Source organism: Aquitalea sp. ASV11 (assembly GCF_016429185.1).
GTDB lineage: Bacteria > Pseudomonadota > Gammaproteobacteria > Burkholderiales > Chromobacteriaceae > Aquitalea > Aquitalea pelogenes.
On sequence record NZ_JAELUD010000046.1, the window covers coordinates 20643 to 34297 of the forward strand.

The following is a 13655-nucleotide window of genomic DNA, read 5'->3' on the forward strand; positions in this document are numbered from 1 at the left end:
CTGTGATGTATCCCGCTTTCCAGACACTGGATGAAGTGTTCGAGCTGCTCTCCCGCCGCGGCACCGCCCTGTATGGCGGCGAAGCCGTCAGCCAGCTGGAGCATGCCTTGCAAAGCGCACTGGCTGCCGAACAGTCCGGTGCCGATGCCAGCCTGATCACTGCTGCCTTGTTGCATGACATCGGCCATATCGTGTGCGAACAGAGCGATGACGATGTGGCCAATGGCGTGGACGACCACCACGAGGCAGTCGCCGTACAGCTGTTGTCCACCTTGTTTGGCGATGAAGTCTGCCTGCCCATTGCCCTGCACGTTGCTGCCAAACGTTACCTGTGCCACAGCGAAGCGGGCTATCTGGACAGCCTGTCCAGCGCCTCACGCCTGTCGCTGGCCTTGCAAGGCGGGCCGATGTCCGCAGCCGAAGCCAAACGTTTCATCCGCCGCCCGCATGCTGTAGCCGCCCTGGCCCTGCGGCGGCACGACGACGTGGCCAAGATTCCGGCACTGCCCACCCCGCCCTTGCAGCATTACCGGCTGATTGCAGCCCAAGCCCTGAAAGCACAGCCATGAAGCCTGACCCTGCCTTCCTGCTACAGCAAAGCGGCACCGCAAACGCCACCACCCGGCCCTATCTGCAACTGCGCGGCATCAGCAAGCGCTTTGGCAGTCACACCGTGCTGAACCAGCTGGACCTGAACGTCAACAAGGGCGAGTTCGTCTGCCTGCTGGGCCCGTCCGGCTGTGGCAAGACCACCTTGCTGCGCCAGATTGCCGGGCTGGACCTGCCCGACACCGGCCAGGTCATCATGGCCGAACACGATATCACCTTGCTGCCACCGGCCAAACGCGACTACGGCATCGTGTTCCAGTCCTACGCGCTGTTTCCCAATCTGGATGTCGCCGCCAATATCGCCTACGGCCTGTCTGGCCGGCGCGAGGACAAACAGCGGCGGGTGCGCGAGTTGCTGGCCCTGATCGGCCTGGACGGCATTGCCAGCAAGTACCCGTCTCAACTGTCGGGCGGGCAGCAGCAACGGGTGGCGCTGGCGCGCGCGCTGGCCACCTCGCCCTCGCTGCTGTTGCTGGATGAACCGCTGTCGGCACTGGATGCCCGGGTGCGCGAGCATCTGCGCCGGGAAATCCGCAGCCTGCAACAAAAGCTGGGCATCACCACCATCATGGTGACGCACGACCAGGAAGAAGCACTCACCATGGCCGATCGGGTAGTGGTGATGAATGCTGGCCGTATCGAACAATGCGGCAGCCCGCTGGAGGTATACCGCAACCCGGCCACGCGCTTTGTCGCCAGCTTTGTCGGCCAGGGCAACTTTCTGCCCGCCCGTGCGCTGGGCACAGACCAGATCCGCCTGGGCGAACAGCTGCTGCACCTGCCCCACCCCCATCTGCGCAGAGACGGCCAGGCGCTGGACGTGTTCATCCGCCCGGAAGACATCGTATTGCATGCGCAATGGCCGGCCACCACCGATGCCGTGCTGGCGGATGTCGGCAAAACCGAATTGCTTGGTGCAATCTACCGCCTGCATCTGCAGGTACCTGCCTGGGGCGGAGCCAGTATCCAGGCCGACCTCAGCTACAGCCAGCTGGAACAGCTGGATGCCGGCCCGCACAACAGGCTGGGCGTATCGCTCAAGCTGGCACGCTGCCAGTTGTTTGATGCCAGCGGGGAGCACGCATGCCTATCCTGAGACGTTCCCGCCGCCTGGCCGCCAGCGCGGATGAAACATTGGCCGGACTGCTGCAGTGGCTGTTGCTGGCGGTGCTGGTGGTGGCGGTATTGCTGCCGCTCTCAGCCATACTGGGCAAGGCCCTGACCGATGGCGACGGGCAGTTTGCCGGCTTCATGCAAATCAGCAAGACGCTGTCACAGCCCGGGCTGCTGCGTGCCATGAATGGCAGCCTGCAGGTGGCGGTGCTGAGCACCCTGCTGGTGGTACCGCTGGCCTATGGCTATGCCGCTGCGCTGTGCCGGGTGCAACTGCCCATGCGCGGGCTGTTCCGCCTGCTGGCCCTGCTGCCCTTGCTGGCACCATCCTTGCTGCCCGGCATTTCACTGGTTTACCTGTTCGGCAATCAGGGCTTGCTGAAAGAATGGCTGCCCGGCGGCAGCATCTACGGGCTGACCGGCATCGTGCTGGGCGAAGCTTTTTACACCTTCCCGCATGCGCTGATGATTCTGCTCACCGCACTGTCGGTGGGCGATGCCCGGCTGTATGAAGCCGCTGGCACGCTCGGCGCAGGCCGGGTGCGACAGTTCCTCACCATTACCCTGCCCGGCAGCCGTTACGGCGTGATATCGGCTGCGCTGCTGGTTTTCACCCTCACCGTCACCGACTTCGGTGTACCCAAAATCATTGGCGGCGCCTTCCCGGTGCTGGCGGTAGAAGCGTACAAGCAGGTGATCGGCCAGCAGAACTTTGCCCAGGGTGCGGTAATCGGCTTGCTGCTGCTGTTGCCAGCCATGCTGTCGTTTGTATTGGATCAACGCCTGCAACGGCGACAACAAGCGCAACTGTCGGCCAAATCCCAACCCTTGCAAGCGCTGCGTGGCTGGCCTGCGCGCCTGCTGGCACTGGGCTTTTGCAGCCTGGTTGGTGCCGGCTTGCTGCTGATGATGGGCACCGCCATTGCCGCAGCCTTCATCCGGCAATGGCCCTACCAGATGACCTTCACCCTGGCGCACTTCAACTTCGATCAGGTGGATGGTGGCGGCTGGCTGGCATTCGGCAATAGCCTGCGCATGGCACTGGCCACTGCGGTGCTGGGCAGCATTCTGGTGTTTCTGGGGGCATGGAGCAGCTGCAAGTTGCGCAGTGCAAAGCTGGGCGGCACGCTGTTACACGCCATTGCCATGTTGCCGATGGCAGTGCCGGGCCTGGTGCTGGGGCTGGGTTACATCTTTTTCTTCAATAGCGATGCCAACCCCTTGCATGGCTTGTACGGCAGCATGGCCATACTGGTGCTGTGCACGGTGGCGCATTACACCACCACCGCGCACATGACGGCACGCACCGCGCTGACGCAGCTGGACCCGGATTTCGAACCGGTGGCCGCCTCGCTCAAGGTGCCGCTGTGGCTGACGCTGTGGCGTGTCACCGTGCCCGCCTGCCTGCCCGCCATTCTGGAAATTGCCCGCTACTTCTTTGTTTCGGCCATGACCACGGTATCGGCTGTCATCTTCCTGTACACCCCGGATACCGTACTGGCCGCCGTGGCGGTGCTGAACATGGATGATGCCGGCGACACCGCAGCAGCCGCCGCCATGGCAACCCTGATCGTGGCCAGTGCCGCCGTGGTCTGCCTGCTGTTTGCCCTGCTGACCCATGCCTTGCTGCGGCAGCACCAGCGCTGGCGCCAAGCGGCAACACGCTGACCTTCTTGCACCGGGCCTTGCCCGGTTTATCTGACCTCCGAAAGACATCTAGATCACTGGAAAAACCATGCGTGAACCCATCTTGCTGACCCCCGGCCCGCTTACCACCAGCCTGGCCACCAAAACCGCCATGCTCAAGGACTGGGGCTCCTGGGACCATGACTTCAACACCCTCACCGCCAGCGTATGCAGCGACCTGCTGACCATTGCCCACGGCACCGCCGAACATGTTTGCGTCCCGCTGCAAGGCTCCGGCACTTATGCTGTGGAAGCGGCCATTGCCAATCTGCTGCCACGCGACGGCAAGCTGCTGGTCCTCATCAACGGTGCCTACGGCAAGCGCATGGCGCTGATTGCCCACACCCTGGGCCGCTCATTCCGCGTGTATGAAACCGAGGATGATCAAGTACCGGAACCGGCAACGGTGGCCCGGCTGCTGCAAGAAGACCCGGCCATCAGCCATGTCGGCCTGATTCACTGCGAAACCAGTACCGGCATCCTCAACCCGCTGAGTGAAATTGCCGCCATCGTGCACGCGGCGGGACGCAAGTTGATTGTGGATGCCATGTCCAGCTTTGGCGCACTGGATATCGATGTCGGCCAGCTGCATGCCGAGGCGGTGATTGCCAGCAGCAACAAATGCCTGGAAGGCGTACCCGGCATGGGCTTTGTCATCATGCGGCGTGACAGCCTGCTGGCCAGCCGCGGCAACAGCCACTCGCTGGCGCTGGACCTGCTGGCGCAATACGAATACATGCAATCCACCGGCCAGTGGCGCTTCACCCCACCCACCCATGTGGTGGCCGCCTTGCGCATGGCACTGGACCAATACCTGGCCGAAGGTGGCCAGCCGGCACGCCTGGCCCGTTACCAGCGCAATGCAGCCGTTCTGCAACACCAGCTGCAACAGGCCGGCCTGCAACTGTTTCTGCCCGCCGCACGGCAAGCGCCCATCATCCTGACCTTCCGTGCGCCCGCTCATCCGGACTATCGCTTCGGCCAGCTGTACGAAGCCGTGCGCAGCAAGGGCTTCGTGCTCTACCCCGGCAAGCTCACCAGCCAGGAAACCTTCCGCGTCGGTTGCATCGGCGCCATCGATCAGGCCGAACTGGAACAAGCCTGCCACGCCATCATCACCACCATCCGCCAACTCGGCTGGACTGCACAAGGAAACTGAACATGCAAGGCTATCAACATCTGGAAGCTGTGATTTTCGACTGGGCCGGTACCGTGGTGGACTTCGGCTCCTTCGCCCCCACCCAGGTACTGATCGACGTGTTCGCTGCCCAGGGCATTACGGTAAGCATGGCCGAAGCACGCATCCCCATGGGCCTGGCCAAGTGGGACCACATCAAGGCGCTGGGCCAGCTACCGGGCGTGGCCGCGCGCTGGCAGGCGCGCTTTGGCAGCCCCATGCAGGATGCGGATGTAGACCGGCTGTATCAGCAGTTCATGCCCTTGCAGGTGGAACGGGTGGGCGAATATTCGGCACCGATTCCGGGCGCCATCGACACCATCAACCAGCTGCGGGCCCGTGGTTTGAAGATTGGCAGCTGCTCCGGCTATCCGCGTGTGGTGATGGACCGCCTGCTGCCGCTGGCCGCTGCCGCCGGCTATGCGCCGGACCACACCGTGGCCACCGATGACCTGCCGGCAGGCGGCCGCCCGGGGCCGTGGATGGCGCTGGCCAATGTACTGGCGCTGGCGCTGAAGGATGTGCGTCATTGCGTCAAGGTGGATGACACCGTCCCTGGCATTGCCGAAGGCCTGAGCGCCGGCATGTGGACCGTGGGGCTGTCCGCCAGCGGCAATGCGGTTGGCCTGACAGCGGAAGAATGGCTGGCGCTCACCCCGGAACAGCAGGACAGCCGCCGCCAGCCGGCCGCCAACCAGCTAACGGCGGCAGGGGCGCATTATGTGGTGGACACCATTGCCCAGCTACCGGCAGTGCTGGCGCTGATTGACGCCAGAATGGCCAAGGGTGAGCGCCCATGAGCCAGCTTCCCTTCTGGCTGGCCGAAGCACTGGCCGCCGAGCGCAGCCCGCCACGGCCCGCGCTACAGGGCAGGCAGCGTGCCGATGTCTGCATTGTCGGCGGCGGATTCACCGGCCTGTGGACCGCCATCCTGTGCAAGCAGGCCAGGCCCGACTGGCAGGTGGTGGTACTGGAAAAAGCCCGCTGTGGCAGCGGTGCCTCCGGCCGCAATGGTGGCTGCATGCTGACCTGGTCCACCAAGTACCCGTCGCTGCGCCGCTGGTTTGGCGACAGCGAAGCCAGCCGTCTGGTACAGGCATCCGAACAGGCCGTGGCCGACATCGCCAGTTTTTGCCAGCAACACGCCATTGACGCCGACATCCGGCTGGGCGGTGCCGTGTATGCGGCCAGCAACCCGGCACAGATCGGCCGGCTGGCACCGGTACTGGCCATGCTGCAAGAACACGGTTTGAACAGCTGGACGTCGCTCTCCCCGTCCCAAACCCGCGCGCTCAGTGGCTCTGCCCTGCTGCAGGACGGCTACCACAGTGCGCCGGCCGGCAGCCTGCAACCGGGCAAGCTGGTGCGGGGACTGCTGCGCGTGGCCAGCGAAATGGGCGTGCAGGTGCATGAACACAGCGCCATGACGCATCTGCAGGAGGACGGGCAGGTCATCCTTCATACCGCGCAGGGCCAGGTGGAAGCCAGCCAGGCCGTACTGGCGCTCAACGCCGACATGCCCGGACAGTTTCCTGCCTTTGCCAACAGCATCCTGCTGGTTTCGTCCGACATGATCATCACCGACGACCGCCCCGGGGAAATCAGCACGCTGGGGCTGGAGCGCGGTCAGGCAGTGTGCGACCTGCGCACCTTCGTCCACTACTGGCGCAGCACACCGGACGGGCGGCTGATGCTGGGCAAGGGCGGCAACCACATTGCCTTTGGCAACCGCATGCAGGCCTGTTTCGATCAGCCCAGCCCTCATGCGGCAGCCTTGCAGCACACCATGGGACGGCTTTTCCCCAGCCTTGCCACGGCACCGGTAGTGCAAAGCTGGACTGGCGCGTCAGATCGCTCCGCCACCGGCTTTCCCTTTTTTGGCCGGCTTCCCGGCCATCAACGGGTGCTGTACGGGCTGGGTTATTCCGGCAACGGCGTGGTGCAGTCCCATCTGGGTGGGCGCATCCTGTCCTCGCTGCTGCTGGGCGAGCGCAATGCCTGGACCGACAGCGGGCTGGTACGCGGCCCGCTCGCCCACTTCCCGCCCGAACCGCTGCGCTGGTGCGGGGCCATGCTGGTGCGCAATGCCATTCGGCGCGTGGAACAGGCCGAAGACCAGCAGCGCAAGCCGCGCTGGCTGGACACCAGACTGGCCGCCTGCGCCGGCATGGCGGGCAAAACCGACCATGCGAGGCCGGATGCTGCGCATGGATAAGCAAGCACACAGCAACCGGGCGTACGGTCTGGCAGTCGGTCTGGTGGACAGTCCGGCACCTGGCCAGGCTAGCCCGCCAGACTGGTGGCAAACCATTGCTGCAGAAAGGCAACGCACACCCGCACCTTGGCCGAAGCGGAAGAACGTTCGGGATACACGGCCCAGACATCGGCCGGCTGGTATTGCGCCGGCAAGATGTGCAGCAGGCGTCCTTGCTGCACGTCATCTGCCACATCCCAGGCCGAGCGCAGGATGATGCCATGGCCGTCCAGCGCCCATTGCCGGGCAATTTCGCCGTTGTTGCTGGCCAGCCTGCCCCCCACCCGCACCACTTGCTCGCCTTGCGGGCCATGCAAGGTCCAGCGGCCATAGTCCTGGTCCCGCTCGCGGATCAGGATGCACTGGTGCCGCGCCAGTTCCGCCACCGACTGCGGCATGCCATGCGCAGCCACATAGGATGGCGCGGCACACAAAATCCGCCGGTTGGCGGCAATGCGACGGGTAATGACATTGCCTTCACGCACGCTGCCCACGCGGATATCCAGCTGGAAACCCTCCTCCACCAAATCCACCGCCCGGTCCAGCAATTCCAGCTGTATTTCCAGTTGCGGCTGCTGCAGGGCCAGCGCCGACAGTGCGGCCGCCAGCTTGCTGCGGCCAAAACCGCTGCTGCTGCAAATGCGGATCAGCCCGTCGGCCTGTGACTTCTCCTGCGATACCGCTTCGCCCATCAGCCGCACATCTTCCAGAATGCGCAGCGCCCACTGATGCACCACCTCGCCCTGTGTGGTAAGGCCGACATGGCGCGTGGTGCGGTGAAACAGACGCTCCTTGATGGCCTGCTCCAACAGGCCGATACGCTTGCTGACCAGCGCCTTGGATACCCCCATGGCACGGGCAGTGGCGGCAAAGCTGCGGTGACGCACCACCTGGCAAAACAGTTGCAGATCATCCAGCTGCGGCGTTTCGTTCACGATTCATGTCCAATCAATCAACAGTAAACAGGATTGTAAATGCGGCGTAGCTTGTTAAGCTCGGTTTTTGCCTGCGGACTGCTCAAGGAAAGTCGATACCATGAAACACAAAATTGCCGTGATTGCCGGGGACGGGATCGGTCAGGAAGTCATGCCGGAAGGGCTGCGCGTACTGCAAGCGGCCAGCCGCCGGTTTGGTCTGGAACTGGAGTTTCAGGTTTTCGACTGGGCCAATTGCGACTACTACCTGCAACACGGACAGATGATGCCGGATGACTGGCATGCGCAACTGTCCGGCTGTGACGCCATCTATTTTGGCGCGGTAGGCTGGCCGGACAAGGTGCCGGACCATGTCTCGCTATGGGGCTCCTTGCTCAAGTTCCGCCGTGCATTCGACCAGTACGCCAATGTGCGCCCGGTGCGGCTGATGCCCGGCATTCCCTGCCCTCTGGCCGGCAAGCAGGTGGGCGATATCGACTTCATGGTGGTGCGCGAGAATACCGAGGGCGAGTACTCCTCCATCGGCGGCCGCATGTTTGAAGGCACCGAACGGGAAACCGTGGTGCAGGAATCCATCTTCACCCGCCACGGCACCGATCGCATCCTGAAGTTTGCCTTCGAAATGGCACAAAAGCGGCCGAAAAAACACCTCACCTCCGCCACCAAATCCAACGGCATCGCCATCAGCATGCCCTACTGGGACGAGCGGCTGGAGGCCATGGCCGGGCATTACCCGGATGTGGCCTGGGACAAATACCACATCGACATCCTCACCGCGCGCTTCGTCCTCAGCCCGGAGCGCTTTGACGTGGTGGTGGCATCCAACCTGTTCGGCGACATCCTGTCCGACCTGGGCCCGGCCTGCACCGGTACCATCGGCATTGCCCCATCGGCCAACCTGAACCCGGAACGCAACTTCCCCTCGCTATTCGAGCCGGTGCACGGTTCCGCCCCGGACATTTACGGCCAGGGTATTGCCAACCCGATTGCCATGATCTGGTGCGGCGCGATGATGCTGGAATTCCTGGGCCAGGGAGATGCCCGCTATCAGGCCGCGCACGATGGCATCATGACGGCCATCCACCAGGTACTGGAGCACGGCCCGCGCACCCCGGACATGGGCGGCAATGCCAGCACGCAAATGCTGGGACAGGCCATTACACAAGCAATCACGGAAGCAAATTGACTTGAGTCTGGGGCTGGTCGCAGTATGGCCAACCGGCCATCTGCGGACTGACTCCAGGCGGTATTCCTTTCACCCCGGGCCAGGGTGGCCCCACCCTGTGCTGGCACACAAAGCCCCCGGGACGAGGGCTTGCAGGAGGCAAGCTGTCGTTAAACAGGAGACAGATGCCGGCTGATTTGCAGGCCGTATTGCACATGCATCTGCAAGCACCCAGTGCAAAAGCGCGTGGAAAACCGGGCAAAACAATTTGCGACGTTACTGACGCCTCAGGAGGAACTTCGCCAGGAAAAGACGACAGAAAACGAAAAAGCCCTGAATAATCAGGGCTTTTTCAAGTATCTGGCGGAGAGGGGGGGATTCGAACCCCCGTTAGGGTATTACCCTAAACACGCTTTCCAGGCGTGCGACTTAAACCACTCATCCACCTCTCCAGATGGCTGCTGCTGCACTGCAATGCCGTGCAACAGAGAAGCGCATAATACAGCTTTAACCCGATACTGACAATACCCTGCCCTGCATTTTTCGCGCGCAGCCCGGCAGTTTGTGAATGCCGCCAGCCGTGGGCTACACTGCCAAATCCCCTTGCCTGACAGCCACGCCATGCTGCTCATCATTACACCACGCCTGCAGTTGCGTGAACTTACCCCCGCCGATGCCCCGCTGGTGCTGGCCTTGCTGAACGACCCGGATTTCATCCATTACGTGGCGGATCGTGGTATTCGCACTCTGGATGCCGCCAACGATTACCTGCTGCGCGGGCCTTTGCTCAGTTACGCCGAGCACGGCATTGGTTTGTGGTGTGTGGAACGACGCGAAGACGGCCAGCCGGTAGGCATGTGCGGCCTGATACGCCGTGCGGGCCTTGCCGATGTGGACGTTGGCTACGTCATGCTGCCTGCCTGGCGTGGGCTGTCTTATGCCAGCGAGGCGGCGACGGCCTGCGTGCAGTACGGCTTGCACAGCCTGCACCTGCCGCGGGTGGTGGCTTACATCAACCCCGACAATGCCGCGTCTGCCCGGGTTCTGTGCAAGGCCGGCCTGCATGCCTGCGGCCACACCATGCTTCCCGACGCCAAGGCACCGGTACTACTGTTCAGCAGCGATGCACCGGCCACACCAGCAGCGCAGTCATAATTGATAACAAATTGTCATCGCATTGCCCCACGCAGCCGTCATGCTTTGGGCTACTATCGCAAAGGACATGGCGGTTGACCTGCTTTGGCAGCAGCGCGATGGCACAACAATAAAACACGACTGAGCCTGCGCCCTTTTCCCTCGCTTCCACCGGCACCCCTGCCGCAGGCGGGCGCTGCCGGCACAGTCGCCAGCAACAACAAGCCGGCCACGCGGACCGGTCACAGGCAGGAAGGCAGTTTTCCCCGATGTGGATTGTTGAAACGGCACTGCGCCGACCTTACACCTTTATCGTGATGGCCATTGTCATCGTGCTGGCCAGCGTGTTGGCGCTGCTGCGCACCCCGGTGGATGTGCTGCCGGAAATCGATATTCCGGTGATCAGCGTGATCTGGGGTTACAACGGTCTGGCGCCGCAGCAAATGGCCGACCGCATCACCCAGTCTAACGAGCGCATTCTCACCACCACGGTGAATGACATCGAGCATATCGAGTCGCAGTCGCTCAACGGCATTGCGGTGATCAAGATTTTCTTCCAGCCCAATGTCAATATCCAGACCGCCATTGCCCAGGTGGTATCGGTATCGCAGGCCGTGGTACGGCAGATGCCCACCGGCACCACCGCGCCGCTGGTGATCAAGTACACCGCTTCCAGCGTGCCGGTGGTGCAACTGGGCATGTCCAGCAAGACCTTGTCCGAGCAGGATGTGTTCGATGCCGCGGTCAACACCCTGCGGCCGCAACTGGTGACCATTCCCGGCGTGGCCATTCCCTACCCTTATGGCGGCAAGGTGCGCCTGCTGTCGGTGGATCTGGACCTGGCCGCCATTACCGCCAAGGGCATGACGCCGGCCAATGTGGTGAATGCCATCAGCAGCCAGAACCTGATCCTGCCAGCAGGTACCGCCAAGCTGGGTGATACCGAATTCAATATCGGCCTGAACGGTTCGCCCACCACCATTGCCGGGCTGAACAACATTCCGGTACGCAGCAGCAATGGGGCCACCACCTATCTGGGCGAGGTGGCGCATGTGCGGGACGGCTATTCGCCGCAAACCAATATCGTGCGGCAGAACGGCCAGCGCGGCTTGTTGCTGTCGGTGTACAAGAACGGCGGCGCGTCCACGCTCAGCGTGGTGGACAATCTGAAAAGCCTGCTGCCTTCGGTGACCCCTTTGCTACCCAAGGGCATCGAGGTGTCGCTGCTGGCGGATCAGTCGGTATTCGTCAAAACAGCCGTAGAAGGCGTAGTACACGAGGCGCTGATTGCCGCTGCGCTGACGGCCATCATGCTGCTGCTGTTTCTGGGCAACTGGCGCACCACCTCCATCATTGCCATCTCCATTCCCTTGTCGATTTTCTCCTCGGTGATTCTGCTGCATGTCGTGGGTGAAACCATCAATGTGATGACGCTGGGCGGCCTCGCGCTGGCAGTGGGCATTCTGGTGGACGATGCCACGGTGACCATCGAAAACATCGAGCGCCATCTGCACATGGGTTCGGACCTGCACACCGCCATTCTGGAAGGTGCCGGGGAAATTGCCATTCCAGCCTTTGTGGCCACGCTGTGCATCTGCATCGTGTTTGTGCCGATGTTCTTTCTGGAGGGCGTGGCGCGCTATCTGTTCGTGCCGCTGGCCGAGGCAGTGGTGTTTGCCATGCTGGCCTCCTACCTGCTGTCGCGTACGCTGGTACCCACGCTGGCACTGTTGCTGATGGGCCATCAGGGCCGCAGCGGCCGGGTGACGGCCTGGATTCACCATGTACACCAGCGTTTCAACCATCAGTTTGAAAAACTGCGCAGCGTGTATGTGCTGTTGCTCAGCCACCTGCTGACCCACCGTCGCCGCTTTCTGGCCGGGTTTCTTGGTTTCTGCCTGCTATCCTGCGGCCTGTACCTGCTACTGGGGCGCGACCTGTTCCCCACCGTGGATACCGGCCAGATCAAGCTGCACATGCGCGCGCCCACCGGCACCCGCATCGAAAACACCGCCAGGCTGGCCGATGGCGTGGACAATGCCTTGCGGGAAATCATTCCGGCGGGCGAGCTGGACACCATCATCGACAATATCGGCCTGCCCTATTCCGGCATCAATCTGTCCTACAGCAATTCCGGCACCATCGGCACGCTGGATGCAGACATCCTGATTTCGCTGAAACCGGGTCATCAGCCGAGTGCCGATTACATTGAAAAAATTCCATCGCTGCTGGCCAAACGCTTTCCGGGGGTGGAGTTCTTCTTCCAGCCGGCCGACATCGTTACCCAGATTCTCAACTTCGGCACCCCGTCGGCCATCGACGTGCAGATTTACGGCAAGAACATGGCGCAGAACCACGCCTTTGCCGTGCAGCTGGCCGACCGTATCAAGCAGATCAACGGCGCAGTGGATGTCCATGTCCATCAACGCATGGATGCACCGTCGCTCAAGCTGGACATGGACCGCACCCGCCTGCAGGGCATGGGCCTGAGCGCCACCGATGTGGCACAAAACCTGTTATTGCCGCTGTCCGGCAGCCAGCAGACCCAGCCCACCTTCTGGCTGAACCCGGCCAATAGCGTGGTGTACAACATGCAGGCGCAAACCCCGCAATACCGCATCAACGGGCTGGATGAGCTGCTGCAACTACCGGTCAACCCGGCCGGTGTCAGCGGCAGCACGCCACAGCAGCTGGGTAATCTGGTGCGCGTCAGCCCCGGCCGCGAGGCCGCCATTGTCAGCCGCTACAATATCCAGCCAGCAGTGGACATTTACGCCAATGTGCGTGGGCGCGACCTGGGCGCGGTGGCCAGCGAAATCCAGCAGTTGATCCGCCAGAGCGAGGCCGGGCTGCCCAAGGGCAGCAAGATCAGCCTGCGCGGCCAGGTGGAAACCATGCAGTCTTCCTATACCGGGCTGGGCCTGGGCATTCTGGGGGCCATTGTTCTGGTTTACCTGTTGATTGTGGTGAATTTCCAGTCCTGGCTGGACCCCTTCATCATCATTACCGCCCTGCCCGCCGCACTGGCAGGCATTGCCTGGATGCTGATCCTGACCGGCACCAACCTGAGCGTACCGGCATTGACCGGGGCCATCATGACCATGGGCGTGGCCACCGCCAACAGCATTCTGGTGGTTTCTTTTGCCCGTCAGCGCCTGCAAGAAGGCCTGCCGCCGCTGTCCGCTGCGCTGGAAGCCGGTGCCACCCGGCTGCGCCCGGTGCTGATGACGGCGCTGGCCATGATTATCGGCATGATTCCCATGGCCATCGGCATTGGCGACGGCTCGGAACAAAATGCACCACTGGGCCGCGCCGTCATTGGCGGCCTGCTGTTTGCCACCGTCTCCACCCTGCTCTTCGTCCCGGTGGTGTTTGCCAGCTTCCACAGCTATCTGGCCAAACGCCGCGCAGCCGCCAACACCCCGGATGACGCAACACCCACCACGCCTGAAGCAGCCTAGGACACCACCATGACAGATCAGCGCCATGCCAATCAGGGCGTACCGGCATTCCACCATGACACTCTTCCCGGCCTTGACGGCCGCGACAAGGTGGCGCGCCGCGCCCGCACCGTCACCATCA

The 13655-nt window shown here is 62.7% G+C and carries 10 protein-coding genes and 1 tRNA gene; 9 read left to right on the forward strand and 2 right to left on the reverse strand.

Annotated features, from left to right (window positions below; translation table 11 throughout):
• Positions 1 to 5: 5 nt before the first annotated feature.
• From JHD62_RS14475 to JHD62_RS14500, 6 genes are all read left to right on the forward strand, one after another.
• A complete protein-coding gene (locus tag JHD62_RS14475) occupies positions 6 to 569 on the forward strand; it encodes a phosphonate degradation HD-domain oxygenase (RefSeq protein WP_199103519.1) in 564 nt (187 codons plus the stop codon).
• Positions 566 to 1705 (forward strand): putative 2-aminoethylphosphonate ABC transporter ATP-binding protein, encoded by a 1140-nt coding sequence (locus JHD62_RS14480; RefSeq protein WP_199103500.1) that lies wholly within the window; start codon positions 566 to 568, stop codon positions 1703 to 1705. Before JHD62_RS14475 ends, JHD62_RS14480 begins: the two co-directional genes overlap by 4 nt.
• A complete protein-coding gene (locus tag JHD62_RS14485) occupies positions 1693 to 3390 on the forward strand; it encodes a putative 2-aminoethylphosphonate ABC transporter permease subunit (RefSeq protein ID WP_199103501.1) in 1698 nt (565 codons plus the stop codon). Before JHD62_RS14480 ends, JHD62_RS14485 begins: the two co-directional genes overlap by 13 nt.
• A 67-nt stretch (positions 3391 to 3457) precedes the next feature.
• On the forward strand, positions 3458 to 4567 hold the full coding sequence (locus tag JHD62_RS14490) for a 2-aminoethylphosphonate--pyruvate transaminase (protein ID WP_199103503.1): 1110 nt from the start codon (positions 3458 to 3460) through the stop codon (positions 4565 to 4567).
• A gap of 2 nt (positions 4568 to 4569) precedes the next feature.
• Positions 4570 to 5385: a phosphonoacetaldehyde hydrolase gene (gene phnX, locus JHD62_RS14495; protein ID WP_199103505.1), complete on the forward strand. Its 816-nt coding sequence runs from the start codon at positions 4570 to 4572 to the stop codon at positions 5383 to 5385.
• On the forward strand, positions 5382 to 6800 hold the full coding sequence (locus tag JHD62_RS14500) for an FAD-dependent oxidoreductase (protein ID WP_199103507.1): 1419 nt from the start codon (positions 5382 to 5384) through the stop codon (positions 6798 to 6800). The genes phnX and JHD62_RS14500 overlap by 4 nt, the downstream gene beginning before the upstream one ends.
• Before the next feature lie 68 nt (positions 6801 to 6868).
• On the opposite strand, the gene JHD62_RS14505 is transcribed toward JHD62_RS14500, so the two are convergent.
• On the reverse strand, positions 6869 to 7774 hold the full coding sequence (locus tag JHD62_RS14505; protein WP_199103509.1) for a LysR family transcriptional regulator: 906 nt from the start codon (positions 7772 to 7774) through the stop codon (positions 6869 to 6871).
• Positions 7775 to 7874: 100 nt separating this feature from the next.
• On the opposite strand from JHD62_RS14505, the gene JHD62_RS14510 reads away from it, so the two are divergent.
• Complete coding sequence (locus JHD62_RS14510) at positions 7875 to 8960, forward strand: tartrate dehydrogenase (protein WP_199103511.1); 1086 nt, start codon at positions 7875 to 7877, stop codon at positions 8958 to 8960.
• A 340-nt stretch (positions 8961 to 9300) separates the two neighbouring features.
• On the opposite strand, the gene JHD62_RS14515 is transcribed toward JHD62_RS14510, so the two are convergent.
• Positions 9301 to 9391, reverse strand: a tRNA-Ser gene (locus tag JHD62_RS14515).
• A 169-nt stretch (positions 9392 to 9560) separates the two neighbouring features.
• On the opposite strand from JHD62_RS14515, the gene JHD62_RS14520 reads away from it, so the two are divergent.
• The gene (locus JHD62_RS14520; RefSeq protein WP_199103513.1) at positions 9561 to 10094 is read left to right on the forward strand and encodes a GNAT family N-acetyltransferase; all 534 of its coding nucleotides are present in this window, start codon (positions 9561 to 9563) and stop codon (positions 10092 to 10094) included.
• Positions 10095 to 10342: 248 nt separating this feature from the next.
• Positions 10343 to 13534 (forward strand): efflux RND transporter permease subunit, encoded by a 3192-nt coding sequence (locus tag JHD62_RS14525; protein WP_199103514.1) that lies wholly within the window; start codon positions 10343 to 10345, stop codon positions 13532 to 13534.
• The last annotated feature ends 121 nt before the right edge of the window (positions 13535 to 13655 follow it).

Bases quoted from the DNA above. Each gene is read 5' to 3' on its own strand.
- JHD62_RS14525 (WP_199103514.1), top strand. From the start codon at position 10,343: ATGTGGATTGTTGAAACGGCACTGCGCCGACCTTACACCTTTATCGTG.
- JHD62_RS14485 (WP_199103501.1), top strand. From the start codon at position 1,693: ATGCCTATCCTGAGACGTTCCCGCCGCCTGGCCGCCAGCGCGGATGAA.
- JHD62_RS14490 (WP_199103503.1), top strand. From the start codon at position 3,458: ATGCGTGAACCCATCTTGCTGACCCCCGGCCCGCTTACCACCAGCCTG.
- JHD62_RS14520 (WP_199103513.1), top strand. From the start codon at position 9,561: ATGCTGCTCATCATTACACCACGCCTGCAGTTGCGTGAACTTACCCCC.
- JHD62_RS14510 (WP_199103511.1), top strand. From the start codon at position 7,875: ATGAAACACAAAATTGCCGTGATTGCCGGGGACGGGATCGGTCAGGAA.
- JHD62_RS14500 (WP_199103507.1), top strand. From the start codon at position 5,382: ATGAGCCAGCTTCCCTTCTGGCTGGCCGAAGCACTGGCCGCCGAGCGC.
- JHD62_RS14480 (WP_199103500.1), top strand. From the start codon at position 566: ATGAAGCCTGACCCTGCCTTCCTGCTACAGCAAAGCGGCACCGCAAAC.
- JHD62_RS14475 (WP_199103519.1), top strand. From the start codon at position 6: ATGTATCCCGCTTTCCAGACACTGGATGAAGTGTTCGAGCTGCTCTCC.
- phnX (WP_199103505.1), top strand. From the start codon at position 4,570: ATGCAAGGCTATCAACATCTGGAAGCTGTGATTTTCGACTGGGCCGGT.